The organism is Streptomyces sp. NPDC051940 (genome assembly GCF_040680895.1).
GTDB lineage: Bacteria > Actinomycetota > Actinomycetes > Streptomycetales > Streptomycetaceae > Streptomyces.
The window spans coordinates 129,096-154,390 of record NZ_JBFAXR010000004.1; the positions used below are offsets into that span (position 1 = coordinate 129,096).

General features: G+C 74.0%; 25 protein-coding genes. 10 read left to right on the forward strand and 15 right to left on the reverse strand.

Features of this window, described 5'->3' with window-relative positions; all coding sequences use genetic code 11:
• Positions 1-37: 37 nt before the first annotated feature.
• A complete protein-coding gene (locus tag AB0M28_RS03485; RefSeq protein ID WP_365396989.1) occupies positions 38-862 on the forward strand; it encodes a helix-turn-helix transcriptional regulator in 825 nt (274 codons plus the stop codon).
• A gap of 22 nt (positions 863-884) precedes the next feature.
• Here the strand turns inward: AB0M28_RS03485 and AB0M28_RS03490 are convergent, their stop codons facing one another.
• The 3 genes from AB0M28_RS03490 to AB0M28_RS03500 all read right to left on the reverse strand — a co-directional run bounded on the left by AB0M28_RS03490 (position 885) and on the right by AB0M28_RS03500 (position 2,337).
• Entirely contained in the window at positions 885-1,385 is a 501-nt protein-coding gene (locus AB0M28_RS03490; RefSeq protein ID WP_365396991.1) for a hypothetical protein, read from the reverse strand.
• Positions 1,382-1,927: a GNAT family protein gene (locus tag AB0M28_RS03495; protein WP_365397099.1), complete on the reverse strand. Its 546-nt coding sequence runs from the start codon at positions 1,925-1,927 to the stop codon at positions 1,382-1,384. Before AB0M28_RS03495 ends, AB0M28_RS03490 begins: the two co-directional genes overlap by 4 nt.
• Before the next feature lie 77 nt (positions 1,928-2,004).
• Positions 2,005-2,337: a VOC family protein gene (locus AB0M28_RS03500; RefSeq protein ID WP_365396994.1), complete on the reverse strand. Its 333-nt coding sequence runs from the start codon at positions 2,335-2,337 to the stop codon at positions 2,005-2,007.
• A gap of 148 nt (positions 2,338-2,485) precedes the next feature.
• Here AB0M28_RS03500 and AB0M28_RS03505 point away from each other — a divergent pair, with 148 nt between their 5' ends.
• Positions 2,486-2,785 carry an SAV_915 family protein gene (locus AB0M28_RS03505; RefSeq protein WP_365396996.1) on the forward strand — a complete coding sequence of 100 codons (300 nt, stop codon included), beginning with the start codon at positions 2,486-2,488 and terminating at the stop codon, positions 2,783-2,785.
• 12 nt (positions 2,786-2,797) lie between these two features.
• Here AB0M28_RS03505 and AB0M28_RS03510 read toward each other — a convergent pair whose 3' ends face one another.
• Complete coding sequence (locus AB0M28_RS03510) at positions 2,798-3,907, reverse strand: winged helix DNA-binding domain-containing protein (RefSeq protein ID WP_365396999.1); 1,110 nt, start codon at positions 3,905-3,907, stop codon at positions 2,798-2,800.
• Here AB0M28_RS03510 and AB0M28_RS03515 point away from each other — a divergent pair.
• Positions 3,906-5,009: an endonuclease/exonuclease/phosphatase family protein gene (locus tag AB0M28_RS03515; RefSeq protein WP_365397001.1), complete on the forward strand. Its 1,104-nt coding sequence runs from the start codon at positions 3,906-3,908 to the stop codon at positions 5,007-5,009. The two genes, AB0M28_RS03510 and AB0M28_RS03515, sit on opposite strands and share 2 nt — an antisense overlap.
• Positions 5,010-5,093: 84 nt before the next feature.
• On the opposite strand, the gene AB0M28_RS03520 is transcribed toward AB0M28_RS03515, so the two are convergent.
• The gene (locus AB0M28_RS03520; protein WP_365397004.1) at positions 5,094-5,594 is read right to left on the reverse strand and encodes a class I SAM-dependent methyltransferase; all 501 of its coding nucleotides are present in this window, start codon (positions 5,592-5,594) and stop codon (positions 5,094-5,096) included.
• Between the two features lie 68 nt (positions 5,595-5,662).
• Positions 5,663-6,439, reverse strand: coding sequence for a hypothetical protein (locus tag AB0M28_RS03525; protein ID WP_365397007.1), 777 nt, complete (start codon positions 6,437-6,439; stop codon positions 5,663-5,665).
• Positions 6,440-6,615: 176 nt separating this feature from the next.
• On the opposite strand from AB0M28_RS03525, the gene AB0M28_RS03530 reads away from it, so the two are divergent.
• A complete protein-coding gene (locus tag AB0M28_RS03530; RefSeq protein ID WP_365397010.1) occupies positions 6,616-6,876 on the forward strand; it encodes a hypothetical protein in 261 nt (86 codons plus the stop codon).
• 153 nt (positions 6,877-7,029) lie between these two features.
• On the opposite strand, the gene AB0M28_RS03535 is transcribed toward AB0M28_RS03530, so the two are convergent.
• The 5 genes from AB0M28_RS03535 to AB0M28_RS03555 form a co-directional block, all read right to left on the reverse strand.
• Positions 7,030-8,178, reverse strand: coding sequence for an XdhC/CoxI family protein (locus AB0M28_RS03535; RefSeq protein ID WP_365397013.1), 1,149 nt, complete (start codon positions 8,176-8,178; stop codon positions 7,030-7,032).
• Between the two features lie 14 nt (positions 8,179-8,192).
• Complete coding sequence (locus AB0M28_RS03540; RefSeq protein WP_365397015.1) at positions 8,193-9,659, reverse strand: NCS2 family permease; 1,467 nt, start codon at positions 9,657-9,659, stop codon at positions 8,193-8,195.
• A 228-nt stretch (positions 9,660-9,887) separates the two neighbouring features.
• Complete coding sequence (locus tag AB0M28_RS03545) at positions 9,888-12,377, reverse strand: molybdopterin cofactor-binding domain-containing protein (RefSeq protein WP_365397018.1); 2,490 nt, start codon at positions 12,375-12,377, stop codon at positions 9,888-9,890.
• A 1-nt stretch (position 12,378) separates the two neighbouring features.
• A complete protein-coding gene (locus AB0M28_RS03550; protein ID WP_365397021.1) occupies positions 12,379-12,975 on the reverse strand; it encodes a (2Fe-2S)-binding protein in 597 nt (198 codons plus the stop codon).
• The gene (locus AB0M28_RS03555; RefSeq protein ID WP_365397023.1) at positions 12,975-13,865 is read right to left on the reverse strand and encodes a xanthine dehydrogenase family protein subunit M; all 891 of its coding nucleotides are present in this window, start codon (positions 13,863-13,865) and stop codon (positions 12,975-12,977) included. The genes AB0M28_RS03550 and AB0M28_RS03555 overlap by 1 nt, the downstream gene beginning before the upstream one ends.
• 241 nt (positions 13,866-14,106) lie before the next feature.
• On the opposite strand from AB0M28_RS03555, the gene AB0M28_RS03560 reads away from it, so the two are divergent.
• Complete coding sequence (locus AB0M28_RS03560; protein WP_365397026.1) at positions 14,107-15,762, forward strand: PucR family transcriptional regulator ligand-binding domain-containing protein; 1,656 nt, start codon at positions 14,107-14,109, stop codon at positions 15,760-15,762.
• 357 nt (positions 15,763-16,119) lie between these two features.
• Positions 16,120-16,887, forward strand: a complete 768-nt coding sequence (locus AB0M28_RS03565) for a hypothetical protein (RefSeq protein ID WP_365397029.1) — start codon at positions 16,120-16,122, stop codon at positions 16,885-16,887.
• A gap of 6 nt (positions 16,888-16,893) precedes the next feature.
• Here AB0M28_RS03565 and AB0M28_RS03570 read toward each other — a convergent pair whose 3' ends face one another.
• A complete protein-coding gene (locus AB0M28_RS03570; RefSeq protein WP_365397032.1) occupies positions 16,894-17,892 on the reverse strand; it encodes a helix-turn-helix domain-containing protein in 999 nt (332 codons plus the stop codon).
• A gap of 252 nt (positions 17,893-18,144) precedes the next feature.
• Here AB0M28_RS03570 and AB0M28_RS03575 point away from each other — a divergent pair, with 252 nt between their 5' ends.
• Both AB0M28_RS03575 and AB0M28_RS03580 read left to right on the forward strand, forming a co-directional pair.
• A complete protein-coding gene (locus AB0M28_RS03575) occupies positions 18,145-19,809 on the forward strand; it encodes a protein phosphatase 2C domain-containing protein (protein WP_365397034.1) in 1,665 nt (554 codons plus the stop codon).
• Positions 19,810-19,942: 133 nt separating this feature from the next.
• Positions 19,943-20,599, forward strand: coding sequence for a hypothetical protein (locus AB0M28_RS03580; RefSeq protein WP_365397037.1), 657 nt, complete (start codon positions 19,943-19,945; stop codon positions 20,597-20,599).
• Positions 20,600-20,656: 57 nt separating this feature from the next.
• On the opposite strand, the gene AB0M28_RS03585 is transcribed toward AB0M28_RS03580, so the two are convergent.
• Both AB0M28_RS03585 and AB0M28_RS03590 read right to left on the reverse strand, forming a co-directional pair.
• Positions 20,657-21,682: a DUF2637 domain-containing protein gene (locus tag AB0M28_RS03585; protein ID WP_365397040.1), complete on the reverse strand. Its 1,026-nt coding sequence runs from the start codon at positions 21,680-21,682 to the stop codon at positions 20,657-20,659.
• 249 nt (positions 21,683-21,931) lie between these two features.
• Complete coding sequence (locus tag AB0M28_RS03590; RefSeq protein WP_365397043.1) at positions 21,932-22,795, reverse strand: (2Fe-2S)-binding protein; 864 nt, start codon at positions 22,793-22,795, stop codon at positions 21,932-21,934.
• 102 nt (positions 22,796-22,897) lie between these two features.
• Here AB0M28_RS03590 and AB0M28_RS03595 point away from each other — a divergent pair, with 102 nt between their 5' ends.
• Both AB0M28_RS03595 and AB0M28_RS03600 read left to right on the forward strand, forming a co-directional pair.
• Positions 22,898-23,533: a GntR family transcriptional regulator gene (locus tag AB0M28_RS03595; protein ID WP_365397046.1), complete on the forward strand. Its 636-nt coding sequence runs from the start codon at positions 22,898-22,900 to the stop codon at positions 23,531-23,533.
• Positions 23,534-23,701: 168 nt separating this feature from the next.
• Positions 23,702-24,295: a dihydrofolate reductase family protein gene (locus tag AB0M28_RS03600; protein ID WP_365397049.1), complete on the forward strand. Its 594-nt coding sequence runs from the start codon at positions 23,702-23,704 to the stop codon at positions 24,293-24,295.
• 22 nt (positions 24,296-24,317) lie between these two features.
• Here the strand turns inward: AB0M28_RS03600 and AB0M28_RS03605 are convergent, their stop codons facing one another.
• The gene (locus AB0M28_RS03605) at positions 24,318-25,292 is read right to left on the reverse strand and encodes an acetylxylan esterase (RefSeq protein WP_365397052.1); all 975 of its coding nucleotides are present in this window, start codon (positions 25,290-25,292) and stop codon (positions 24,318-24,320) included.
• Between the last annotated feature and the right edge of the window lie 3 nt (positions 25,293-25,295).

Sequence of the window (25,295 nt, forward strand, 5' to 3'; positions counted from 1 at the left end):
GCGGCGTGTCGCGGGACGAGCGCGCGAGGAAGGTGCCGTGGCGGAGTCGGACGACAGCGCGGAGATCAGCGCCGGTGTGGCGCGGCTGCGGCGCGTCAGCGGGCTGCCCGTCGCGTTCGGCGGGCCCGTCGGCGACGGCGGGCGGCAGCTGCGGATCAGTGAGCTGGCCGGGGCGGTCACCGGTTCCCTGCGGGGGCTGCGGGTGGCGCTGGGCAGCGGGCTGGGCGGCAAGGCGGTGGCCCTGTCGCGGCCGTGTGCGGTGACGGACTACCCCGCGGCGCGGTCCATCAGCCACGAGTACGACGGACCCGTGGGCGCGGAGGGTCTGCGCACGGTGCTCGCCGTGCCGGTGGTCGTGCGCGGGCGGGTGCGGGGCGTGCTGTACGGGGCGCTGCGCGACACGCTGCCGCTCGGCGACCGGACGATGTCCGCCGCGATGGCCGCGGCGCGGGAGGTCGAGCAGTCGCTGGCGGTACGGGACGAGGCGGCGCGGCTCGCGGCCGCGGCTCCGACGGCCGCCTGGGAGGAGGTCCGCGCGACGCACCGCTCGCTGCGCACGCTGGCGCCGCGGATCGCGGACGAGGCGCTGCGGGCGGAGGTGCTCGCGCTGTGCGACCGGCTGGGCGCGGCCTCCGGGGCCCCCGCTCCCACCGGGACGCCGTCGCCGGGGCTGCTGTCGCCGCGGGAGCTGGACGTGCTGGAGTGCGTGGCGGAGGGCGCGTCGAACGCGGCGGTGGCGGAGCGGCTGGGGCTGCGTCCGGAGACGGTCAAGGCGTATCTGCGCTCGGCGATGCGGAAGCTGGGCGCGCACAGCCGCCTTCAGGCGGTGACGGCCGCGCGCCGGTCGGGGCTGCTGGACTGAGGGCTGACGGCCGGGGCCGCGGTCAGTGGCGTGCGGTCAGGGCCTCGAAGGCGACGAGCGGGTCGTCGTACAGCCGGGTGCCCGCCGAGCCGCTCACCGCGTACCGGTCGGCCGGACCCACGCTGCCCCAGGGCCGGCGCTCGTACAGGCGCAGCAGCCGGTCGTCGCAGCGGGCGCAGACGGCCCACAGGAGCGGGTCGTACACGGCGTCGATCCGGTCGTCCGGCGCCAGCCGGGCTTCGACCAGATGACACGGCGTGCCGCCCTCGTCGACGGCGGGGAGCGCCATCACCTGCCCGGCCAGGTTCTCCCACTGCCCCCACGACTCGGCGACGGCGGCCAGCCGGGCCCGCTGCCGGCCGGTGACGGCGGTACCGGTCTCCTCCAGCGCCTCGGTGAGTGCGGTGACGGCCGCCTCCTGCTCGCCGATGTCCCAGGCGTCCAGGGGCCATTCCGCCCGCTCGGCGGGCAGCAGCGACACCAGGGCGAGGAAGACGGGCCGCTGCTCGATCGACGTGGTCACCGGTCGTGGTCCCTCCGCAGCACGGACATCAGATACGCGTCGTGCCGCACACCGTCCCACAACAGCGCCTCGCGTTGCACGCCTTCGCGTACGAAGCCGGCCTTCTCGTACGCCCGTATCGCCCGGTGGTTGAAGGCGAAGACCTCCAGCCAGACGCGGTGCAGGCCGACCTCGCCGAAGGCGTGGCCGAGGACCAGGCCGATCGCCTCGCTGCCGATGCCCTTGCCGCAGCGGTCCTCGCGCAGGGCGATACGGAAGGCGGCGGACTCGTTGTGGGGGTCGACCCGGAGGAGGGCGAGTTCGCCGAGGAAGTCGCCGGTCCCGCGGTCCTCGACCGCCAGGTCGAGGCGGTCGGGCTGCCCGGCGCGGGAGGCGCACCAGCGGTGGATGGTCTCCGCGTCGTGCCGGATGTGGCTGCCGGTGAGCCGGAAGAGATCCGGGTCGTCGCCCATCGCGAGGAACTCCGGCGCATGGCGTGCCTCGATCGGCACGAGCGTGACGTGAGGGCCGCGCAGGGTGGGTTTGCGGGCGAGGGTGGTCATGTCGATCACCCAGCCCTTCTACCCCGTGGGCGGGGCGCGCGGCCACGGGTTTTCGGCGGGCGGGCGGGGTTCGGGGGTCAGATGTCGTACGCCACCGGGTGGCGCGGTTCGTACAGGCCGAGCTCGCCGCCGCCCGGCAGCCGCAGCGACGTCAGCCGGCCCCAGCCCTGGTCGGTGACCGGGGAGGTGAACTCGACGCCCCTGGACATGAGTTCCGCCACCGTCGACTCGACGCTGTCGCACATCAGGTACAGCTGGTGCTTCGGCTCCCCGTCCGTCGGATGGACGGCGGCCTCCGCCGGCGGCAGCCGGAAGATGAGCCAGCCGCGGCCCGCGTCGACGTGCGGATAGCCGAGGACGTCCCGCAGGAATGCGCGGTCGGCCTCCGCGTCGCGGCTGTACAGGATCACATGCGCTCCGTTAATCACAAATCGACCATAGCCCCACAACCGGCCGATGCCACGTCTCGCATGCCGGACCCCGATTTCTCATCCGGACGGCCCCCGGCTACCGTCGGATCGTCACCCACCACCCGATACGCGAAGGACCGTGACCGCCATGGCGCAGCAGCTGCTGTTCGTCCCCGTCAGCAACGGGTCGGACGGATACGCGCTGCGAATGTTCCGCACGCCCCTCGGCACGCGGACGGCGGTGGCCTTCACCAGCGAGCAGGCGCTCGTACGGGTGCTGGGCCCGGCGCAGCCGTGGATCCGGCTGGCCGAGTCCGCGGTCCGTTCCCTCGCCGCCCCGCTCGGCGCCCGACGCCTCACCGTCGACCCGCTGCTGACGGCCCGCCAGCCGCGCCCGGTGGACGACACCGCGGACGCGATGGCACTCGCGGTGGCGGTGTCCTGCTAGTCCCGGCGCGCGCTAGCGCACCGCGCCGACCCGCACGTCGTGTGCTGCCCCCGAGGCCGTCATCTCCAGCACCCCGGCGGCTTCCCGCTCCACGTCCGCCAGTTCGGACCGGCTGAGCGCCGCGAACGGTTCGACCACCATCGTGGCCGCGCCGTCTCCCTCCTCGATACGCCAGATGCCGCGCAGGAATCCGTCGACGAGGAACACGCAGTGGTTCGAGTTCCCCTGCCAGGTGCGGCCCCGGTACTCCGCGGGCACCACGCGCGTGCGGTCGGCGTGCGACAGCACGAGGTTGTCGTACTCCGGAAGGAAGCGCGGCGGCGCGGGCGTGTCCGGGTCGGGCAACGGGGCGTCCGGTACGTCGTACAGCTCGACGCCGTCCGGGCCGCGGAGGGCGCGCAGTTGCGGGCGCAGCCGGTCGAAGACGGCGCGCAGCCGGGTCCGGCCGCACCACAGCTGCATGTCCTTGACGGAGGCGGGGCCGAAGGCGGCCAGATAGCGCAGGACGACGGGGGCGAAGTCGGCCTCCTCCTCCAGGGGCCTGCCCAGCCACGACTCCACCGTGGTGAGGGTGGCCTGCCCGCTCCTCCCCCACAGGCCGCGCGGCGGCACCTGGACGAGGGCGAGCCGGGCGCGGGCGGCGATGCGCAGGGCGAGGGGGTCCGCGTCCGGCCAGTGCGCGCGCAGCTCGGTACCGATCTGCTGCCCGGTGCGCGGCTCCTCCTCGACGAACGCGCGGGCGAGGGCGGCGAGGCGGTCGAGGTCGACGCCGGGCAGGCCGGGGAGGAAGTTCTTCAGCTCCCGTTCCAGGGCGGGCTGGCCGAGCTGCCGCAGGACGGGCGTGTCGTCGGCGGTGAGCAGGTGGACGGTCGAGCGCATCGCGACGATCCGCACCGCGGCGCGGCTCTCCAGCAGTCCGGACAGCTCCATCGGGTCGAAGTCCGCCAGCCGGGCGGCGAGGGAGTAGTACGGCGGCTTCTGGTTCTGGGCCTGCAGGCCCAGCAGGTGCGCGACGGCGTCGTGGGCGGTCATCGGGGCGCGGTCCAGCAGCAGCTGGCGGGCGAGTGTCGCCCGGTTGAGCTCGCGGGTGGTGAGAACCTTGGGCCCGGATGGTGTCGTCATGCTCCTCACGGTAGGGGGGATTGCGGACAGGTCCGGTCCTCAAACGGACCGGGGGTTCGCCGATGTCGTCGAGGAGGAGCGGTACGTGGAGGACGTCGAGGAGCACGGTTCGGCGCCGCCCGCCCGGCGGGTGTCCCGGCGCTGGCTGTCCTGCGCGCCCGGTCCGTGGGCACTGGTGGCGGCGCTGGCGGGGGGCCTCGCGCTCGCCGCCGTGAGCGTGCCGGTCGTGTTCCGGCTGGCCGACGCGGACGGGCCCGTGCCGGTGCCGCAGGTGCTGGCGTTCTGGCCGTGGCTGCTGCTGCCGGGGGTGGTGGGGCTGCTGCTGGCGGGCCTCGCGCGGTGGCCGCTGGGGATGGGGTGGGCGGCGGCGCTGCTGGCGGCGACCGCGTGGTTCGTCCAGCCGTACGGGCCGGACGCGCCGGAGGGTGAGGGGCAGCCGGTGGCGCGGATGCGGGTGCTGTCGGCGAACATCGAGTTCGGTCAGGCCCTGGACGAACTGCTCGCCGTGGTACGCCGCGAGCGGCCGGACGTGGTGTCAGTCCAGGAGTGCGAGGCGCGGTGTGTGGCCGCGCTCGGAACGGCGCCGCTGCGGGCCGCGTATCCGTACCGCGTGATCGGCGCCGAGGCGGGGTCCGCCGGGTCGGCGCTGCTGAGCGTCTACCCGCTGAGCGACGAGCGGACGGTGCCGGGGACGTTCGCCATGCCGGGCGCGACGGCCGACGTGCGCGGTCGCCCGGTGCGCGTGCAGGTCGTGCATCCGTATCCGCCGATGCCCGGTTCACTGGACGTGTGGCGCAGGGACCTGGGGGCCGTACGCGACGAGGCGGCGTCGCGGACGCTGCCGGTCGTGTTCGCCGGGGACTTCAACGCCTCCCAGGACCACGCGGCGTACCGCGCCGTCCTGGACACGGGGCTGTACGACGCGGCGACCTCGGTGGGCCGCTCGCGCACGGCGACCTGGCCGGCGGACTCGGCGCTGCCGTTCCGGACGCAGATCGACCACGTGCTGCTGAGCGGAACGCTGCGGGCGGGGTCCGTGGACTTCGTCGACCTGCCTAGCTCGGACCACCGGGGGCTGCTGGTGGAGGTGGAGATCCGGTGAGGCGGTCGGCCCGCACGTACCGGTGAGGCGGCCGGCCCGCACGCACCGCTGCCGCCGTCAGGCCCGCACGTCCCGCTGCGCCCGTCAGGCCCGCCGGCCCCGCACGCACAGGCACTCCCCGTCCCGATCCACTCCGGCCGCCCGGAAGCCCGCCTCGTCGAGCGTCCGTTCGGCCTGGGCGGCGACGGCGTCGAGCTGGGGGCCGGACGGCGGGGGCAGCTGCAGGAACACGTACAGGGAGCCGCCGGGTGCGAGCACCCTCCGTACGGCCGTGACGGCGTCCGCGTCCGTCCACAGGAGGCGGACGTTGAAGGCGTACGCCTTGTCGAAGGCGGGCCCCGAGAGCTGCGGTACCGGCGGCCAGTCGCCGACCCGGAACTCCGCCCGCCCCTCGGCGACGGCCCGCGCGTTGCGCCGGGCCGCGGCGGCGGCCATCTTCGCGGAGCGGTCGACGCCCAGCAGGCGCCCGTCGCCGAGGTGTTCCAGCACGGACGCGGCGGTGAGCCCGGGCCCGTAACCGATCTCCAGCAGCCGCTCACCCGGCTCGGGAGCGACGAGGCCGGCCGCCCAGCGGTGTCTGCTCATGGGAGGCAGTATGCCGGGAGCGGCGGGGCCCGCCGGGGCCCCGCCGCCGTGTCGCGGTCAGCCGTGGATCACCGCACCCAGTACACGACGGTGATCACCTTGTCGCCGTTGGCGAAGTCGCGGACGAAGGTGTCGCGCGCGCCGTCGCGCGCCACGAGCCGGCCCCAGGAGGCGCGGTCGTCGCCGACCTGCGGGACGGACTGCGTCTGGTCGACCGTGGAGAACGAGTCGAGGTGGGCGTAGATCGCCTCCAGCTGGTCGAAGTCGTGCGCGTTGGGGTGGAGGTTGGACGGCGGTCCGTCCGGGTCGGACGTGTAGTCCATGCACGTGCCGAGGTTGGGGTTGTCGAAGTTCTCGTCCTGGTGGTCGAGCCCGAAGGTGTGTGCGACCTCCTGGCACATCACCAGCAGCCGCCAGGCGGGGGTGTTGTACGTCGCGGTGTTGAAGTACGTGTCGTTCATCTTGGCCGTGCCGGAGGTGATGTGCGTGCCCCCGGTGACGGAGATCGACGCCAGGCCCAGCCAGCCGTTGTTGCCGTAGGTGCGGTTGCACACCTCGACCCGCCCGCTGGTGGCCTTGCAGCTGCGGGTGGACTGGCCGGCGACGATCGTGGTGTCGAGGACCGTGGACTGCGACCAGTCGGCGGAGGCGGTGGACAGGTAGCTGTCCCACGCTGCCGTGACGTTGTCGCCCAGCTTGAGGGTGAAGGGGTTGCTGGTGCGGGCCCAGTGGTACGAGCCCCACGCGTGGTTCGCCTGAGCCGGGGTGCCGAACGTCAGGACGGACAGTGCCGCGGCCGCGACCACGGCGAACAGCTTGCTGCGTAACGCGTGCTGTCTGCGCATGAGGGGTCTCCTCGGTCTCCGGTGGGGGGCGTGGAGAACGTAGTCCCGGCCGCGCAGCTTGGCAAGGACACTTCAAGGTCGGCTTCGCCCCCGCCGGATTGTCAGACCCTGGCGATAACTTCTCCGATTACGGACCGGTGTTCGGGCGGTCCGGCGAGAACAGACCGGGAGGGGCTGTGACGTATCTGGTCACGCTCGATCAGGAGGAGATCGAGCGGCTCGCGGTGCAGGCGGGCACGGAGCGGATGGGGCCGTACTGGCAGTTCTACGAGGAGGTGCGGCTGGGATACCGCGGGCAGGCCGCGGAGGAGATAGTTCCGCTGCTGCGGCAGGCGGCGGAGTGGTGCGGGCTCGACTTCGCCGAGGGCGACCTGCGGGAGCAGGCGGAGGCCGTCAGCGAGGAGCGGCACTATCTGTTCCGGGTGCTGGTGGCGTAGGGCCTGGCCCGGCCGTCGGCGAGTGGGAAGGTCACCCCTACGGCCGTGGCCGAACGCGGCGAACGGGTGCTGGTCGAGGGTGCGTTGGCCTGCGCCCAGGCGGGCGACGGCGCGCGCGGACCGGCACAGTGCCGACGCGCCTGCCGGAACCGCTCAGGCCACGTCCCCGATCCGCCCGAGCCTCCCGGAGCCCTCATGGTGGATCGGCGTGTGCGCCCCGAGCAGCGGTACCCCCGTGCCGCCGCGGCGGGTGGCGACGATCTCGCCGGCGATCGACACCGCCACCTCCTCCGGCGTACGCGCGCCGAGGTCGAGGCCGATCGGGGAGCGCAGCCGGGCCAGTTCGAGGTCCGTGACGCCCTCCTCGCGCAGCCGGCGGTTGCGGTCGAGGTGGGTGCGGCGCGAGCCCATCGCGCCGACGTACGCCACCGGCAGCCGCAGGGCCAGCTTCAGCAGCGGTACGTCGAACTTGGCGTCGTGCGTCAGTACGCACAGCACCGTACGGGCGTCGACCTCGGTCGACTCCAGATACTCGTGCGGCCACTGGACGACGACCTCGTCCGCCTCGGGGAAGCGGGCGCGCGTCGCGAAGACGGGCCGCGCGTCGCACACCGTGACCCGGTAGCCGAGGAACCTGCCGATCCGCACCAGCGCCCCGGCGAAGTCGATCGCACCGAAGACGAGCATCCGCGGCGGCGGGACGCTGGCCTCCACCAGCGCCGTCACCGGCTGCCCGCACCGGCTGCCGTCCGCGCCGATCTCCACGGTCGCCGTCCGGCCCGCGTCCAGCACCGCGCGGGACTCGGCCGCCAGCGTGGTGTCCAGGTCCGGGTGGCCGCCGACGGTGCCGTCGTACGACCCGTCGGGCCGTACGAGCAGCGCCCCGCCCAGCAGCTCCGCCGGGCCCTCGACCAGCCGCGCGAGCGCCGCCGCCTCCTGGGAGACGGCGGCGGTCAGCGCGGAGACGAGCACCTGGCGCACGGGGTCGGCGGCCCGTACCGGCATGACGAGGATGTCGATCTCGCCGCCGCAGGTCAGGCCGACCGCGAAGGCGTCCTCGTCGGAGTAGCCGAAGCGCTCCACGACGGTCTCGCCGCTCTCCAGCGACGACTGGCACAGCTCGTAGACCGCGCCTTCCACGCACCCGCCGGACACGCTGCCGAGCGCGGTGCCGTCCGCGTCGACGGCCATGGCCGCCCCGGGCGGCCGGGGCGCGGAGCCGCCGACGGCGACGACCGTGGCGACCGCGAAGTCGCGTCCCTCGGCGATCCACTCGTTGAGCTCGGCAGCGATGTCCAGCATGGTGGTTCGGCTCCTTACTTGACCCCGAGCCAGTGCTCGATGGGGTTGAGTGCGAAGAAGATCAGGAAGACCACGGTGAGCGCCCACATGAAGGCGCCCGGTTCGCGCCACTTGCCCTGCGCGGCCTTGATGGCGGTGTAGGCGATGACGCCCGCGCCGACTCCGGCCGTGATGGTGTAAGTGAACGGCATCAGGGCCACCGTGAGGAAGGCCGGTACCGCAACCGCCCGGTCGCTCCAGTCGATGTGCCGGGCGTTCCCCATCATCATCGCTCCGATGACGACGAGGGCCGCGGCGGCGACCTGGCCGGGCACCATCTGGGCCAGCGGGGTGAACAGCAGCCCGCAGGCGAACAGCAGTCCGGTGACGACGGAGGAGAGTCCCGTGCGGGCGCCCTCGCCGACTCCGGTGGCGGACTCGATGAAGACGGTCTGGCCGGACGCGCCGGCCGTACCGCCGATCGCGCCGCCCGCGCCGTCGATGAACAGCGCCTTGGACAGGCCCGGCATCCGGCCCTTGTCGTCGGCGAGCCCGGCCTCGGTGCCGACGCCGATGATGGTGGCCATCGCGTCGAAGAAGCCGGCCAGCACGAGCGTGAAGACGATCATGCCCACGGTCATCGCGCCGACGTCGCCCCAGCCGCCGAACTCGACGTCGCCGAAGAGGCTGAAGTCCGGCGCGGAGGTGATCTTGTCGGGCAGCTCGGGGACGGTCAGCCCCCAGATCCCGGCGTCGAGGTCGGCGACGGCGTTCACGACCATCGCCACCACCGTGCCGGCGACGATGCCGATGAGGATGGCGCCGGGGACGTTGCGGGCCTGCAGCATGAAGATCAGCAGCAGGGTGACGGAGAAGATCAGCACCGGCCAGCCGGCGAGCTGGCCGCCGGTGCCGAGCGTCACGGGGGCGGAGCCGTGCGGGTCGCCCTTGCCGACGAAGCCGGCGTTCACCAGGCCGATCAGGGCGATGAACATGCCGATGCCGATGGTGATCGCGTGCTTGAGGGCCAGCGGGATGGCGTTCATGATCATCTCGCGCAGGCCGGTGGCGACCAGGAGCATGATCACGACGCCGTAGATCACGCACATGCCCATGGCCTGCGGCCAGGTCATGCTGGGCGCGACCTGGGTGGCCAGCACGCCCGACACGGACAGGCCGGCGGCCAGCGCCAGCGGCACCTTGCCGACGAAGCCCATCAGCAGGGTGGTGACGGCCGCCGCGAGCGCGGTCGCGGTGATCAGGCCGGCGTAGGCCAGCTTGTTCCCCTGCGCGTCCGGGCCGGAGAGCAGCAGGGGGTTGAGGAGCAGGATGTAGGCCATCGCCATGAAGGTGGTGAGGCCGCCGCGGACCTCGCGGCCGATGGTCGATCCGCGCTCGGTTATCTGGAAGTACCGGTCGAGCCGCCCTCTTGCGGCAGGCGGCTGCGGGGCTGCGCCCGCGTCCTCCCCGGTGATCTGCGTTCTGACTGACGACTGGGTCATGTGTGCCTACTCCCAAGGTTCATAGGGGCACCCGCCTCACTGCGGGATTTGGGATGGTGCGTTGGCTGCACGACCCGGGGGACGGCCCGAGACGGTGTGCTCCGCGAGCCCTGGTCTCCAGGGACACGGAAGGTCCTGCGGTTGCTGCTCCGGGCGGTGCGGGCGGCGGAAGTGCGTGACATTCCCGTACGTCACACCGCCCGGAGGTCTTCATGGGTCCGGCCGGCGTCAGTCCGGCTGCGTGCCGGTCAGCGCCTCGGGGCGCACCGGGACCCGGTTCAGCGCCAGCCCCGTCGCCTGCCGGATCGCGGCGACCACCGCCGGGGTGGAGGACAGGGTGGGCGCCTCGCCGACGCCGCGCAGGCCGTACGGCGCGTGCGGGTCGGCCAGTTCGAGGACGTCGACCGGGATGGTCGGCGTGTCGAGGATCGTCGGCAGCAGGTAGTCCGTGAACGACGGGTTCTTCACCTTGGCCGTCACCGGGTCGACGATGATCTCCTCCATCATCGCGATGCCCAGGCCCTGTGTCGTACCGCCCTGGATCTGCCCGATGACCGACAGCGGGTTGAGCGCCTTGCCGACGTCCTGGGCGCAGGCCAGTTCGACGACCTTCACCAGGCCCAGCTCCGTGTCGACCTCGACCACCGCGCGGTGCGCGGCAAAGGAGTACTGGACGTGGCCGAAGCCCTGCCCCGTACGCAGGTCGAACGCCTCCGTCGGGCGGTGGCGGAACTCGAGCTCGATGTCGATCGGCTCCTCGTCCTCCAGCAGCTCCACCAGGTCGGCGAGCACCTCGCCGCCGTCGGTGACCACCTTGCCGCCCTCCAGCAGGAGTTCGGCGGTGGCCCACGCCGGGTGGTACGTGCCCTTCTTGCGGCGCCCGATCTCAAGGACCCGCTCGCGCACCGCCTCGCAGGTGTTCTTCACCGCGCCGCCCGTCATGTACGTCTGCCGCGAGGCGGACGTGGAACCGGCGGAGCCGACCCTGGTGTCGGAGGGGTGGATGGTGACCTGCTGGACGCCCAGCTCCGTACGGGCGATCTGGGCGTGCACCGTGATGCCGCCCTGCCCGACCTCCGCCATCGCGGTGTGCACCGTGGCGACGGGCGCGCCGCCCACGACCTCCAGCCGCACCCGGGCGGTGGAGTAGTCGTCGAATCCCTCGGAGAAGCCGACGTTCTTGATGCCGACCGCGTAGCCGACGCCGCGTACGACGCCCTCGCCGTGCGTGGTGTTGGACAGGCCGCCCGGCAGCGCGCGGGTGTCGGCGGGTCCGCCCGCCGTCTCCCACTGCCGCTCCGGCGGCATCGGCATGGCCTTGACGCGGCGCAGCAGCTCAGCGACCGGCGCCGGGGAGTCGACCTCCTGGCCGGTCGGCATGACGGTGCCCTGCGACATCGCGTTCAGCTGCCGGAACTCCACCGGGTCCATCCCGACGACCGCCGCCAGCTTGTCCATCTGCGCCTCGTACGCGAAGCACGCCTGGACCGCGCCGAAGCCGCGCATCGCGCCGCACGGCGGGTTGTTGGTGTAGAGGCCGACGGCCTCGATCTCCACGTCGTCGACGACGTACGGGCCGACCGAGAGCGACGAGGCGTTGCCGACGACGGCCGGCGTGGCGGAGGCGTACGCGCCGCCGTCCAGCACGATCCGGCACTTCATGTGCGTGATCCGGCCGTCGTTGGTGACGCCGTGCTCATAGTGCATCTTCGCCGGGTGGCGGTGCACATGGCCGAAGAAGGACTCGAAGCGGTCGTAGACCATCTTCACCGGCTTGCCGGTGCGCAGCGCCAGCAGACAGGCGTGGATCTGCATCGACAGGTCCTCGCGGCCGCCGAACGCGCCGCCGACGCCGGACAGCGTGAGGCGCACCTTGTCGACGGGCAGGCCCAGCACCGGGGCGATCTGCCACAGGTCCTTGTGCAGCCACTGGGTGGCCACGTACAGGTCGACGCCGCCGTCCTCGGCCGGCACCGCGAGCCCCGACTCGGGGCCGAGGAACGCCTGGTCCTGCATGGCGAACTCGTAGTCGCCGGTGACGATGTGGTCGGCCCGGGCGGCCGCGGCCGTCACGTCGCCGCGCACGATGGGCTGGCGGTGCACGATGTTCGGGTGCGGGACGTGCCCGATGTACTCGTCGTCCCGGTCCGGGTGCAGAATCGGCGCGTCGGGGGCGAGGGCGGAGGCCTCGTCGGTGACGACGGGCAGCTCCCGGTACTCGACCTTGATCTTGTGCGCGGCGCGCCGCGCCGTCTCCGGGTGGTCCGCCGCGACCAGCGCGACCGGCTCGCCGTGGTGGCGGACGACGCCCGCGGCCAGGGCCGGGGTGTCCAGCAGCTCCAGGCCGTAGTTCTTCACCTCGGACGGCAGGTCGTCGTAGGTGAGGACGGCGTACACGCCCGCCTGGGCGAGGGCCTCGGAGATGTCGATGGAGACGATCTCGGCGTGCGCGACGGGGCTGCGCAGGATGTGGCCCCACAGCATGTCCTCGTGCCACAGGTCGGAGGAGTACGCGAACTCGCCGGTGACCTTCAGGGTGCCGTCGGGGCGCAGGGTCGACTCGCCGACCCCGCCCCTCGTGGCGGACCCCTGCGTCAGGTTCGTGGGGGTACGGACCGGGGAGGCGGCGGCCCTGGTCGCGGTGCCGGCCGTGCCGGTCTCGACGCCGGCCGTGTCCGTATGCGTGCCGACCCGGTCGGAAGTCTCGGTGCCAGCCATGTCAGACCGTCTCCTCCTGGCGGGCGGCCGCCAGGCGGACCGCGTCCATGATCTTGTCGTAGCCGGTGCAGCGGCACAGGTTCCCGGAGAGGGCCTCGCGGATGTCGGCGTCCGACGGCGAGGAGTTGCGCTCCAGCAGCTCGTCGGCGGCGACCAGCAGGCCCGGCGTGCAGAAGCCGCACTGCACGGCGCCCGCGTCGATGAACGCCTGCTGTACGGGGGAGAGCTCCTGGCCCTCGCCGGTCCGGGAGTCCTGCGCGGGCCTGGCCTGCCAGCGCTGGGCGGTGTCCAGGTCGACGCCGCAGCCGTCGGAGGCGCACGCCCGGCCCGGATGCTCGGCGGAGCGGTGCTGGGCGTAGTCCGCCAGACCCTCCACGGTCACGACCTCGCGGCCCTCGGCCTGGCCGGCGGCCACGAGGCAGGCGCACACGGGCACGCCGTCCATGCGGACCGTACAGGAGCCGCATTCGCCCTGTTCGCAGGCGTTCTTCGAGCCGGGGAGGCCCATCCGCTCGCGCAGCACGTACAGGAGGCTCTCGCCCTCCCAGACGTCGTCGGCGGTCTGCTCCCTGCCGTTCACGGTGAACTTGACGCGCATCACGCCGCTCCTTCCATGGTGCGGCCGGTGCCGCGGTACGACTCCCAGGTCCAGCCCAGCGTGCGGCGGGCCATGATGCCGACCGCGTGCCGGCGGTACTTCGCGCTGCCGCGCACGTCGTTGATCGGGTTGCAGGCCGCGGAGCACAGCTCGGCGAACTGCGCCGCGACCGACGGGGTGATGGTGCGGCCGCTGTCCCAGAAGCCGCCCTCCTCCAGGGCCGCGTTCAGGAACTCCTCGGCCTCCTTGGCGCGGACCGGGGTGGGGGCGGCGGAGCCGATGCCCGTACGGACCGTGCGGGTGTCCGGGTGCAGCGCCAGGCCGAAGGCGCACACGGCGATGACCATGGCGTTGCGGGTGCCGACCTTGGAGAACTGCTGCGGGCCCGACGCCTTCTTGATGTGCACGGCCCGGATCAGCTCGTCGGGCGCCAGGGCGTTGCGCTTGACGCCCGTGTAGAACTCGTCGATCGGGATGAAGCGGGTCCCGCGCACCGACTCCGCCTCGACCTCGGCGCCGGCGGCCAGCAGCGCCGGGTGCGCGTCGCCGGCCGGGGAGGCGGTGCCGAGGTTGCCGCCGACGCCGCCGCGGTTGCGGATCTGCGGGGACGCCACCGTGTGGGAGGCGAGCGCGAGGCCCGGCAGGGGGTCGCGCAGGCTCTCCATGATCGCGGTGTACGGGACGGAGGCGCCGAGCCGGACGTTCTCCTCGCCGACCTCCCACTCGTACAGCTCACCGATGCGGGTCAGGTCCAGCAGGTACTCGGGCCGGCGGTGATCGAAGTTGATCTCGACCATCACATCCGTGCCGCCCGCGATGGGCACAGCGGTCGGGTGCTCGGCCTTCGCGGCGAGCGCCTCCCCCCAGCTGGCGGGGCGCAGGAAGTCCATGGGGTTCTCTTCTCGACTCTTCGGGGTCTGTGCGAGGGGCCCTGTGAAGGGGGATGTTCATGACCTGTTAACGCGGTGTGGGCCCAGTACACCGACGTGTCCCCCGACTGGCGTAGTCACCGAAAACATGAAGCGATTGGCAGGTCGGAGCGCTCGCCTTGTAGATTCGAACGAAAGGCGACCCTCTGTCGCCTCACGGAAACCTCCGGTCAACGACGGAAACAGGACGGCAGGCAAGATCATGAGGCTGCGCGCGCTGCTGGAGACGGAAGCTCTGGGCCTGCGCCTGCTCGGCGGCGAGGACGAGCTGGACCGTCCGGTGCGCGGCGTCATGACGACGGACCTGCGCGATCCGAGCCGGTATCTGAGCGGCGGCGAGCTGGTGCTCACCGGTCTGGCCTGGCGGCACGGTCCGGAGGACTCCGAGCCCTTCGTACGGATCCTCGCCGGCGCCGGGGTGGCCGGGCTGGCCGCCGGCGAGGCGGAGCTGTCGGGGGTCCCGGACGATCTCGTCGCGGCCTGCGCCCGGCACCGGCTGCCGCTGTTCGCCGTGGACGAGAAGGTCGCCTTCGCGACCATCACCGAGCACGTCGTACGCCAGGTCTCCGGCGAGCGCGCCGGGGACCTGGCGGCCGTGGTCGACCGGCACCGGCGGCTGATGTCGTCGGGCCCCGCGGGCGGCGGCGGCCCCGAGGCCGTACTCGACCTGCTGGGCTCCGACCTCGACCTGCGCGCCTGGGTCCTCTCCCCCACCGGCCGCCAGATCGCCGGCACGGCCGCGGACGGCCACCAGCTGCCGCCCGAGACCTGCGCCCGGCTGGCCGGCGAGCATCTCGCGGCGATGCGGCGCGGACGGCTCGGGCCGCACCGCACCCGGCTCGCCGGGACGGTCTACTCCCTCTTCCCGATCACCCAGGGCAGCCGGGACCTGCGCGAGACGGTGCTCTCTGACTGGCTGCTGGCCGTGGAGGCCGACGCCGGGGAGTGGCCGGAGGAGCGGCTCGACCTGCTGCAGGGCGTGACGCAGCTGATCGCCGTGGAGCGCGAGCGCCGCGACGCCGCCCGTACCGTGCGGCGCCGGCTGGCCCAGGAGGTGCTCGAGCTGGTGCAGGCGGGCGCGGCGCCGGCCGAGATCGCGGCCCGGCTGCGGGTCGCGGTGCCGGTGCTGCTGCCCGGGGTGGGCGCGGCGCCGCAGTGGCAGGTCGTGGTGGCCCGGGTGGACTGGGACGGCGGCGAGGTGCCGGCCGGCGGACCGGTGGCCCAGGCGCTGCTGGAGGAGGTCCTGCTCGACCCGGCGGCGTCCGGCGCGGGGCCGGCCGACCGGATCGCCGTCGCCCATACGGGCGAGGAGGCGGTGGCCCTGCTGCCGCTGCCCGCGGTGGGCGGCGGCGCGGAGGGCGCGGAGCTGGGCGCCCAGGCGCTGCTCGACGCGGTGGCCCAGCCGCTGGCCCGGGGCCTCGCGGACGACGGCCGGCTGACCATCGGCGTCAGCGCGGCCGTGCACTCCTCGGAGGGTCTGCGCGGCGCGCTGGAGGAGGCCCGCCACGCCCGCCGGGTCGCCGCGGCGCGCACGGGGCGCGTGTGCGCGGCGGGCCACGAGGAGCTGGCGTCGCACGTCCTGCTGCTGCCGTTCGTCCCCGACGACGTCCGCCGCGCCTTCACGGCCCGGCTGCTGGACCCCCTGCGGGACTACGACCGCCGCCACCGGGCCGACCTGATGGAGACCCTGGAGGCGTTCCTGGCCTGCGACGGGTCGTGGACGCGGTGCGCGACGCGGCTGCATCTGCATGTCAACACCTTGCGCTATCGGGTCGGCCGGATCGAGCAGCTCACGGGCCGGGACCTGTCGCGCCTCGAGGACAAGCTGGACTTCTTCCTGGCGCTGCGGATGAGCTGAGCGGCCTGCGCTCCCTGCGGACACCGCGGCGGCGCGCCCCGACGCGCCAGGCGGGGCGCGGAGTTGCGGGCGCCGCGCCCGCTGCTCCCGCGGCACCGCCGGGACACGGCCGGCAAGGTCGTCCCGCCCGGGGACGACACGCCGCGGCCGTGCACGGCCCGATCCGCGTGTCGGAGGCGGCCAGGTCGCGCCAGGGGTGACAATCAAAGTCAACTTCTTGTGAAAACGTTCACCAAAGCACTTGGCGTGGGCCTCCACTCATGCTGAGATTCACGCAGATCCATCTGCTCCATCTGCTCCATCTGCAACTCTCACGCTCAACGGTGCGCCTCGGGAGGCAAGGTGGCGGATACCGCCATGGCAGGGCTCGGTTCCACGGTGTCGGACGATCCACTGGACCGCGCCATCTGGCGGTTGCGCTCCCGGGCTTGCTGGGACGACGCCGCGGCACTGCTGGAGCAGCAGGCGGTCACGGACGCCGGGGCCGCGCTGCGGCGCGCGGCGCTCCTCGTGGAGCAGTGCATGTACACCTCCGCGGGCTGGCAGCCCGCCGAGGACGCGCTGCGGCTCGCGGAGTCCCTGGCCGACGGGGACGAGGAGCGCGGCGCCGCCGCGTGCGAGCGGGGGTATCTCGCGTACGTCTCCACGCTGTTCCACGACCGCGACCGGTCCGACGAGGCCCGGTCCGCCCTCGGCCGCGCGGCCGCCCTGCTGCGGCCGGGGTCCCCGCGCCGGCCGCTGCTGGACTACCGGCGCGGACTCATCGCCCAGCACGTGACGAAGCACGCCGACGCCGCGGAGGCCGCGTTCCGGCGCGCGCACACGGCGGCGGCCACCCAGGGCGACCTGCTGCTGCGGTCGTCCACCAGCCGGCATCTGGCCGCGCTCGCCGTGCAGGCGGGTGAACTGGCCGAGGCCCGCGAGGGGTTCGCCGAGTCGCTGCGCATCCGCGAGGAGCTGGGGTACCTGGTCGGCACGGCGCCGGCGCTCATGGCCCTGGCGGACGTCGAGCCCGAACCGCAGGCAGGACGGCTGCGGGCAGAGGCCGCGCGGCTGGTGCGGCTGCTGGGCGGGGTGCCGTCGTGGCTGGCCAAGCAGTTGGGGGTCACGGCTACCCGGGGGTGAACGCGGTCAGATCCCCCGCGCCACCCAGCCCCGCTCGTACGCGTGCCAGCCCAGCTGCAGCCGGGTCGTCGCGGCCACCAGCTCCATCAGCCGCTTCACCCGGCGCTGGACGGTGCGCAGGCCCAGGTCCAGCTGCTTGGCGACGCTCGCGTCCGTGAGGCCGGCCAGCAGCAGGGACAGGATCTGCAGATCCGTCGCGTCCGGGCCCTCGTCGTCCTCCGCCAGCCGCTCGCCGCCGCCGTCGTCGTCCGATGCCAGGCGCAGCGGCAGCGACTGCTGCCACACGCTCTCGAACAGGCCCGTCAGCGACTCCAGCAGCCCGCTGGCGTGGACGACCAGCGCGGCCGGTTCCGAGCCCCGGCTGGTCAGCGGGACCATCGCCACCACGCCGTCGGCGATGACCAGCTTGGTCGGTACGCGCTCCGCCAGCCGCACCGCCTCGTCGCGGCCGAGCGCCTCGACGGCGTCGGCCACGCCGGTCGGCCCGGCCAGCACCTCGCGCTCGATCACCACGCGGTACCGGACGCCGCGGTCGGCGGCCTGCTCCTCCGCGCGGTTCTCCCGGCTGGAGACGGCGGTCGGCGTGCCGGTGACCAGGGCGCAGACCTCGCTCGTGGCGCCCAGTTGGAGCTGGCGGAAGCGGTGCGCCACGGCGGCGGCGCCGGTGACGACCTCGATCAGGTCGTGTACGGCGGGCTCGGCGGCCTCCGCCCGGTACTCCTTCGCCAGCAGCGACGCGGCGAGCTCCGCCTGCTCCAACTCGTGCCGCTGCTGCGTGAGCAGGGCGCCCAGCGCCACGGCGGGCGGAGCGGCGACCCAACGGCCGGGGCGGGCCGAGGACTGCGCGGCGAGCCCCTGGCGCTCCAGCCGGCGCAGCGTGCGCACGGCCTCCTCCTCCGGGAGGGTCAGCCGGTGGGCGAGCTCCGGGACCTCGGCGGCCCCGAGGCCGACGAGGGCACGGTAGGCGGACTCCTGCACCTCGTCGAGACCTATCGCGCTCAGCACGCCTGACCAGCCCTCCCACGTCCACAAGGGTCGTCCTTTGGCGGAAAGACGTCACGTCGTAAACCCGCCGGGACATCATCACCCGAACACCCACCCCCTTGCCAAGCCCCAACCGGAACCCGCCGCTTCGTGCGGCCCGGTCCTTCGGGGCATACGGGACGGAGGGGGCGGACGCCGGGCCCGCTCCCGGGGAGGTCGGGCGGGTTTGCGCGAGACGGTTTCCGGGGGCGGCTATCTGTGGACAATAAGGGCATGGTGCAGCAGGGGGACGCGGACAAGGGCAGCGCCGGCCAGGGCGGCGACTGGTGGGATCACCTGTACGAGGAGGGGGCCCCCGACACGGGGCCGCCGGCACGGGCGGCGGACACGCTCGACGACCGGTTCGACTCGGCGGCGCGGACGGTGGGCGGGGCGGGGGCCGACCCCCCGGAGGCCGCGCCGGTGGCGCCACTGGGCGCACCCCTGCCGCCGCCCGACCACTCGACACAGGGCACGCTCCGGCTCCGCCGCGATGCGGGGGTGGGGCGGCGGGAGCCCGATCCGCGCGAGGAGCCGCAGGACCGGCGGCCGGGAGCCCCCGGCGAGCTCCGGGACGAGACAGGGTCCCCCGTGGGAGCCCCACCGGACGCGGCGCCGGACGACACCGCCGGCACGCTGCCGGCACCTCCTGCACAGCAGGTCCCTCCCGCGCAACCCGCCCCGCCCGGGCAGCCGGAGCCCGTCGAGCGCCTGGCCCCGCCCACGCAGCCGGAGCCCGTCGAGCGCCCCGCCCCACCCGCGCCCGCCGCGGAGCAGCCCGCCGCCCCGCCCGCGCACGCGGACCCCGAGGAGCGTCCTGCTCAACCGGCGCACCCCGCTCAGAATCTCGCCGTTCCACCCGCGCCCCTCGCGGAGCAGCCCGCCGCCCCGCCCGCGCAGCGCTCCTCCCCTCCTGGCCCCGAAGCCTCACCACGCCTCACCCCCTCCCCCCGCCCCGCAGCCGCCCATCTCGGCGACCGGCCCCCGACCTACCAGCCCGAGCCGACGGCCCTGCCGTCCGTCACCGCCGCCGGGCTCGCGGACCTCGTGCCCGACACCGCCCTCGACGGCGCCGCCTACGGCACGATGACGCTGCGGTGCGCCACGACGCGCGGGGACTCCGCGCGCTTCCGGGGCGAGCAGCGACGGGACGCGCTGCTCACGGCGCGGTTCGGGGCCGGGGACAGCGCGCTGGTCCTGGTCGCCGTCGCCACCGGAGCCCGCGGCGGCGCCCCCACCCATCTCGCCGCGCACGACGCCTGCCTGTGGATCGGCGCCTCGGTCGGGCGCAGTCACGCCCGGCTCGACCAGGACATCCGGGAGGGCCGGCGCGGCTCGCTGAAGTCCGGGCTGCACCGGCTGACGGGCCGGATGTACGGGCTGATGCGCGCCAAGTCCGCCGAACTCGGCCTGGGGCACGACGAGTACACCGCCACCCTGCGCTGTCTGCTGCTGCCCGCCGACCCCGCGTGCCGGATCAGGGTGTTCTTCGGCACCGGTCAGGGCGGGCTGTTCCGGCTGCGGGACGGCTCCTGGCAGGACATCGAGCCCGAGCCGGGCGGCGCGGAGGGCGGGCCGGTGGTCGGCTTCGGCTCCCGGCCCAAGGTCCCCGACCCGCGCGCGGAACCGCCCGCCAGCCCGCCCACGCTGGCCGACCCGGCCGGCGAGCCGGTGCAGCCGTTCTCGTTCCGCGCCTCGGTCGCCCAGCCCGGCGACACGCTGCTGATGGCGAGCGCGGGGCTGGCGGAGCCGCTGCGCGGCGAGCCCGCCCTCGCGGGCGAGCTGGCCCAGCGGTGGCAGGGCGCTCCGCCCGGTCTGGCGGCGTACCTCGCGGACGTCCAGTTACGCGTGAAGGGTTACGCCGACGACCGGACGGCCGTCGCCGTCTGGGAGAGCTGAAATCCGGCCGGCACCGGCGTGTCGTTGCTCTGAAAGGGTGGAAACCGGCGACACACGGCAGTAAATCACTCCCGGTGAGGAAGTGGTCTGGGCGTATTACCCGATTACTCCCTCGAAGGGACCACTGTCACTCATGAAGTTCCACCGCACCGCCGCCGTCCTGTGCTCCGTCGCCGCCATAAGTGCTCTGGCCGCCCCGGCCTACGCCGCCTCGTCCCCGGACTCCTCGGGGACGGCCGCGGCCAGGGCGGCTGAACTGCCCTTCACGGAAGGCTCCGCCGAGCTGTCCGTGAACTCCCGGGCGGTGGCCCTGGCGCCGGGCGCGAGCGGGCCCGTACAGGCGAGCAGCTCGGTCAACCTGGACGTCTCGGGTGAACTCACCGCCGCCGCGCAGAAGGTCGACGGCGGTACGGCGGTCCTCGCCGACTTCCGTGTGCTGAACCGGGCGACCGGCGTCGCGGCCGTGATCACCGAGGTACGGGTCGACCTGGCCACCGGCAAGGTCACCGGCCGGGTCAACGGCGGCGCGACCGTCACGCTCGGCACGCTCGACCCGGCGGACATCGACGTCAACGCGGACGGCAGCGTCCAACTGCGCGGCGACATCGAGCTGGACGCCAAGGTCAAGGCCCAGCTCCGCGCCCTCCTCGGGCTGAGCCTCTGGGCCGATCTCGACCTGGACCTCGACCTGGACGTGCGCATCGACGTGCAGTTGGCGCTCTCCCTGGGCGTGGACCTGCGACTGCGCCTCGACCTCGGGGACCTGCTGCGCGTCAGGCTCACCCTCTAGCACGACGGCACCACGCCGCGCCCGGCACCGGATCCTCCGGTGCCGGGCGCGTCCGCGTCACCCGAACTGCTGCTCAAGCGCGGACAGTTTCTGCTCCAGTGTGTCGAGCCGGGGCGCCGCCTCGTCCTCCCCGGCGCCCGCCCGGCGCGGCTGCTCCGCGGGCCACTCCGCGCGCTCCCGCTCGGCCGGCCCCGGCTCCACGGCGGGCCGTCGGCGCAGGGGCAGCTGCACGGCCTCGCCCGACGCGGAGCCCTGCTGGGCCCAGTCGGCCGAGGGACCCTGCTGGGCCCATTCGCCCGACGGGCCGCTGCCCCGGCCGAGCGCCTTGACCTGGGCCCGCTCCAGCCGCGACTGACGACGCGCCTCGGCCCGGCTGCGCTCCTTGTCCCGGCGCTCCTGGCGCACCTCCTCCACGGCCTCGTCGAGGCTGCGTACGCCCTCCAGCAGCATCAGCGACCAGGCGCGGAAGGTCTCGCGCGGCGCCCTCATCCAGCGGACCACGCGGATCTGCGGCAGCGGCCGGGGCACCAGACCCTGCTCGCGCAGGGCGGCGCGGCGGGTCTGCTTCAGCGCGCGGTCGAAGAGGATCGCGGCGGAGAGCGACATCCCGGCGAAGAACTGCGGCGCGCCCGCGTGGTCCATACCGCGCGGCGCGTGCACCCAGTTGAACCAGGCGGCGGCGCCCGCGAAGAACCACACCAGCATCCGGCTGCCCAGGGCGGCGTCGCCGTTGCTGGCCTCCCGGACGGCGATGACGGAACAGAACATCGCGGCTCCGTCGAGGCCGAACGGGACCAGATACTCCCAGCCGCCGCTCAGGCTGAGGTTCTGCCGGCCGAAGCCGACCAGGCCGTGGAAGGAGAGCGCGGCCGCCACCGCGGCGCAGCAGAACAGCAGCAGATAGGCCAGGCTGCCGTAGAGCGTCTCCTTGCGCCGGCGGCGCTGCTCGCTGCGCTCCCAGGAGTCCGTCTCGGCCTCGGCGGGCTTCCTGCCCCGCAGGACCAGCAGCACTCCCGCCCCCACGCCGCACAGCAGTACGACCGCGGGGAGCAGCCAGCCCAGCCCTATCCCGTTGAATTCCATTGCCTTGCCCCTTGTTGCTGCTGACGTGCCCCGTACCGGGCTCGGGTCCCGGTGAGGCCCTCCGTGCATCGCGGAACGAGCTCAGGCGCCATCCTGGCGGAATCTGTTCGTCCACCCGGCGATTTGGGATTCATCCACACGATGGGGTGGAGTTGACGCGATTGTGCTTGTGGGGAGTCTGGGAAGCCCGATATAGGCGCCGGGCGGGGATGCGGCCAACTCGCGGCCGCCGCACGCGCGTTGGGAGGGCTACGGGGCCAGCCGGGCGATCCGGTCCGCGTCGCACGTACGGGGGCAGGTCACGCACGTGTCCTCGGGGCGGAGCGTGTAGAAGAGGCAGCAGCTGGCGCGGTCGCGGGTGGCGAGGTCCTCGCCCTTCGGGCCGGCGAGGGTACGGAAGTCGGCGCCGCCCGCGTACGGCTTGGTGGTGCGGCCGCCGCCCGGGAGCAGCAGACCGGTTTCGGCCATGGCCCGCTCCTCCTCGCCGAGCAGGCTGCCGATGTACCACAGACCCTCGACGATCTCGTCGGTCGCCATGCCCCACAGGGCGCGCCCGCGCCTGCGCATGCGCGGGCCGAAGACGGCCAGGAGCGGGGTGAGGTGCTCGGCGATCGCGGCGCGGACCTCCGCGCGCAGCGCCTCCTCGTCCCGTACGACGGTCGCCGCGGGGTCGTCGGCGAACGGATCGCCGGGCAGGCAGGCGAAGGCGCCGGGGCGCAGCGCGATCCGGCCGGCCTCGCGGTTGAAGTGGACGGCGGGGACGGGGATGCGCGGCACGCGGCGGTGCAGGAACCAGGGCAGGGTCACCAGCAGGCAGACGGGCCAGGCGTAGCGGTGCAGGCCGAAGCTGGCGACGACGTCGGGGCGCGCCTGCTGTCCGTAGTCGCGCCGGACCTGGTCGTCGTCCCAGGCCAGGAAGGCGTCCAGGGCCTCTCCGCCTGCGGCGAGCGCGGCCGTGGAGACCCAGCCGGCGGCGGGGTCCGGGTCGGGGTCGGCGGCGGTGAGTTCCGTCACGGCGAGGCCGGCGTAGACCTCCGTCAGCCGCGCGTACGCCGCGGTCAGCGGCGAGCGCCGGGCCCCCGCGGGGGCGGTCTGGAGCACGGGCGAGGTCATACGGGCGGCTCCACCGGGTTACGCGCTGACGAGGTAAGCCTTACCTTACCGGGGGCCGGGCCGGGTGTCGCAAGGGGCACCCGTGGCCTAGGGTGCGGGGCGATGAGTACGGGTGATGCGGGATCCCTGGGGCGCGCGGCGGCACGGTCGCGGGCCGGCGACCGCGTACCCGAGCAGCGGACGGCCGGTGACGGGGCGGGGCGGCCCGCCGCGCCGCTCGGCCGGGGCTCCGTGCGCGGGCAGATCCTCGCCGAGCTGCGCGCGGCCCTCGCCGACGGGCGGCTGCGGCCCGGCGACGTGTACTCCGCGCCCTCCCTGGCCGCGCCACTGGGCGTCTCGCCGACGCCGGTGCGGGAGGCGATGCAGATCCTTGCGGCCGAGGGGGCGGTCGAGGTGCTGCCCAACCGGGGCTTCCGGATCGTGCCGCCGCCGGTGGGCCGGCACGTGGCGGAGGTCCGGGTGCTGCTGGTGGTCCCGGTGGTGCTGGGTTCGGCCCACGACCTGCCGGCGCTGCGTCTGCTCGCCCGGTCGCCGGGCGAGGAGGCGGACCGCGCCTTCCACGAGGCGCTGCTCGCCCCCGCGGCGAACCCGGAGCTGCTCCGCGTCGCAGCCGACCTCCACACCCGCGCGGGCCTCCCCGCGTCCTCCCCCCAGGCCCGCCTCGCCCTGCTGGACGCCTTGGCGGCGGGCGACACCGCCCTGGCCACGGAGCGCCTCAGGGCCCTCTTGGGGGCGTAACGCCCTGGGGCATCCCGCCCCGCTGCTCCCCCCACGCCATGGCCGGGCCTCGGCGGCCTGGGGCGTACGCCCCGGACGGCCCACTCGCCACGGGGCCGCGCCGATGAGTTTCCGGCGACGGGCGAGTCATCCAATGGTGACCGGCGCATCGGCGGAAGGGTGGACCTCATGACCAAGGTGATCAGCATGGCGAGTATGTCGCTCGACGGGTTCATCGCCGGGCCCGGGGAGAGCGGGTTCGAGCACCTCTTCCACTGGCTCCAGCACGGGGACGTGGAGGTCAGGGCCGCCGACTGGACCTTCCACATCGATCCCGCCAGCAAGGCGCTGTGGGACCGGCTCGTCGAGGGCTGCGGGGCGACCGTCATCGGGCGGCGGCTGTTCGATCTGACGGACGGGTGGCACGGCAACCCGCCCGACGGCGCCCCCGTCGTCGTCGTGTCGCACAGCGTCCCGGAGGGGTGGGCGGAGCGCGAGACGGCCGTGCCGTTCGAGTTCGTCGACGGGATCGGCGAGGCGATGGAGCGGGCGCGCGCGCACGCGGGCGGCAAGTGGGTGGCCGTCAACGGCGGCACCATGGCCCGCCAGTTCCTGGAGGCCGGCCTGCTCGACGAGGTGTGGGTGGCCCTGGTCCCCGTACTGCTGGGCGACGGCGTCCGGTTCTTCGAGGGGCTGACGCAGGCGCCCGCGCTGCTGGACGGCCCCGTGGAGACCGTCCAGGGACAGCGCGTGACGCATCTGCGCTACGACGTACGCAAGTAGCGGAGGGAGCGCGAGCAGGCGCTCACAGCCGCGCGGCGAGCCAGCGCAGCTGCGCGTCGCGCTGGTGCGCCGTGCCGCCCTCGTGGCCGTTCCACGGGTAGACGACGATGTCCTTGTCCGCGCCCGCCCAGTGGTTGTACGACGCGTACACGGTCGACGGCGGGCAGGTGAGATCCATCAGCGCGACGGAGTACAGCGCCGCTCCCCGCGCGCGGGCGGCGAAGTTCATCCCGTCGAAGTACGAGAGCGTCATGAACACGCGCTCCTCCGACCCGTGCTGCGTGGCCAGGAAGCGGACGATCTCCTGGTACGGGTCCTTGTCCGTGATGGTGACCGCGCGCCGGTAGTGCGTCAGGAACGGGACGTCGATCAGCGCGGCCCGGACGCCCGGGTGGAGCCCCGCCACGGCGGTGGCGATGCCGCCGCCCTGGCTGCCGCCGCTGACGGCGATCCGCTCGCCGTCGACGGCGGGGTGCGAGGCGGCGACGTCGACGGCACGCACCGCGTCGGTGAAGACGCGGCGGTAGTAGTACTCGTCGGCGTGCAGGATGCCGCGCGTCATGAAGCCGGGGGCCTGCGGGTTGGCGCCGCCGTACGGGTCGGGGGTGGCGCCCATGTTGTTGTGCGACACGGCGCCCTGGCCGCGGGTGTCGACGACGAAGACCGCGCGCCCGGTGGCGGGCCACAGCAGGTGGTCGTGCGGCAGGCTGCGGCCGCCGCCGTAGCCGATGTAGTGCATGACGCAGGGCACGGGGCCCTCGGCGTTCTTCGGGACGATCAGCCAGGCGGCTATCCGGTGGCCGCCCCAGCCGGCGAAGGAGACGTCGTACACCTCGACGGAGGGCAGCGCCGCGTCGTACGGCGTGAACGCGGCGTCGGACGCCTGCTCCGCGGCCTCTTCGAGGGTGCGCTTCCAGAACGCGTCGAAGTCGGCCGGCTCGGTGCGCTCCGGACGGTAGCTCCTCAGGTCCTCGAGGGACAGGTCGAACAGCGCCATACG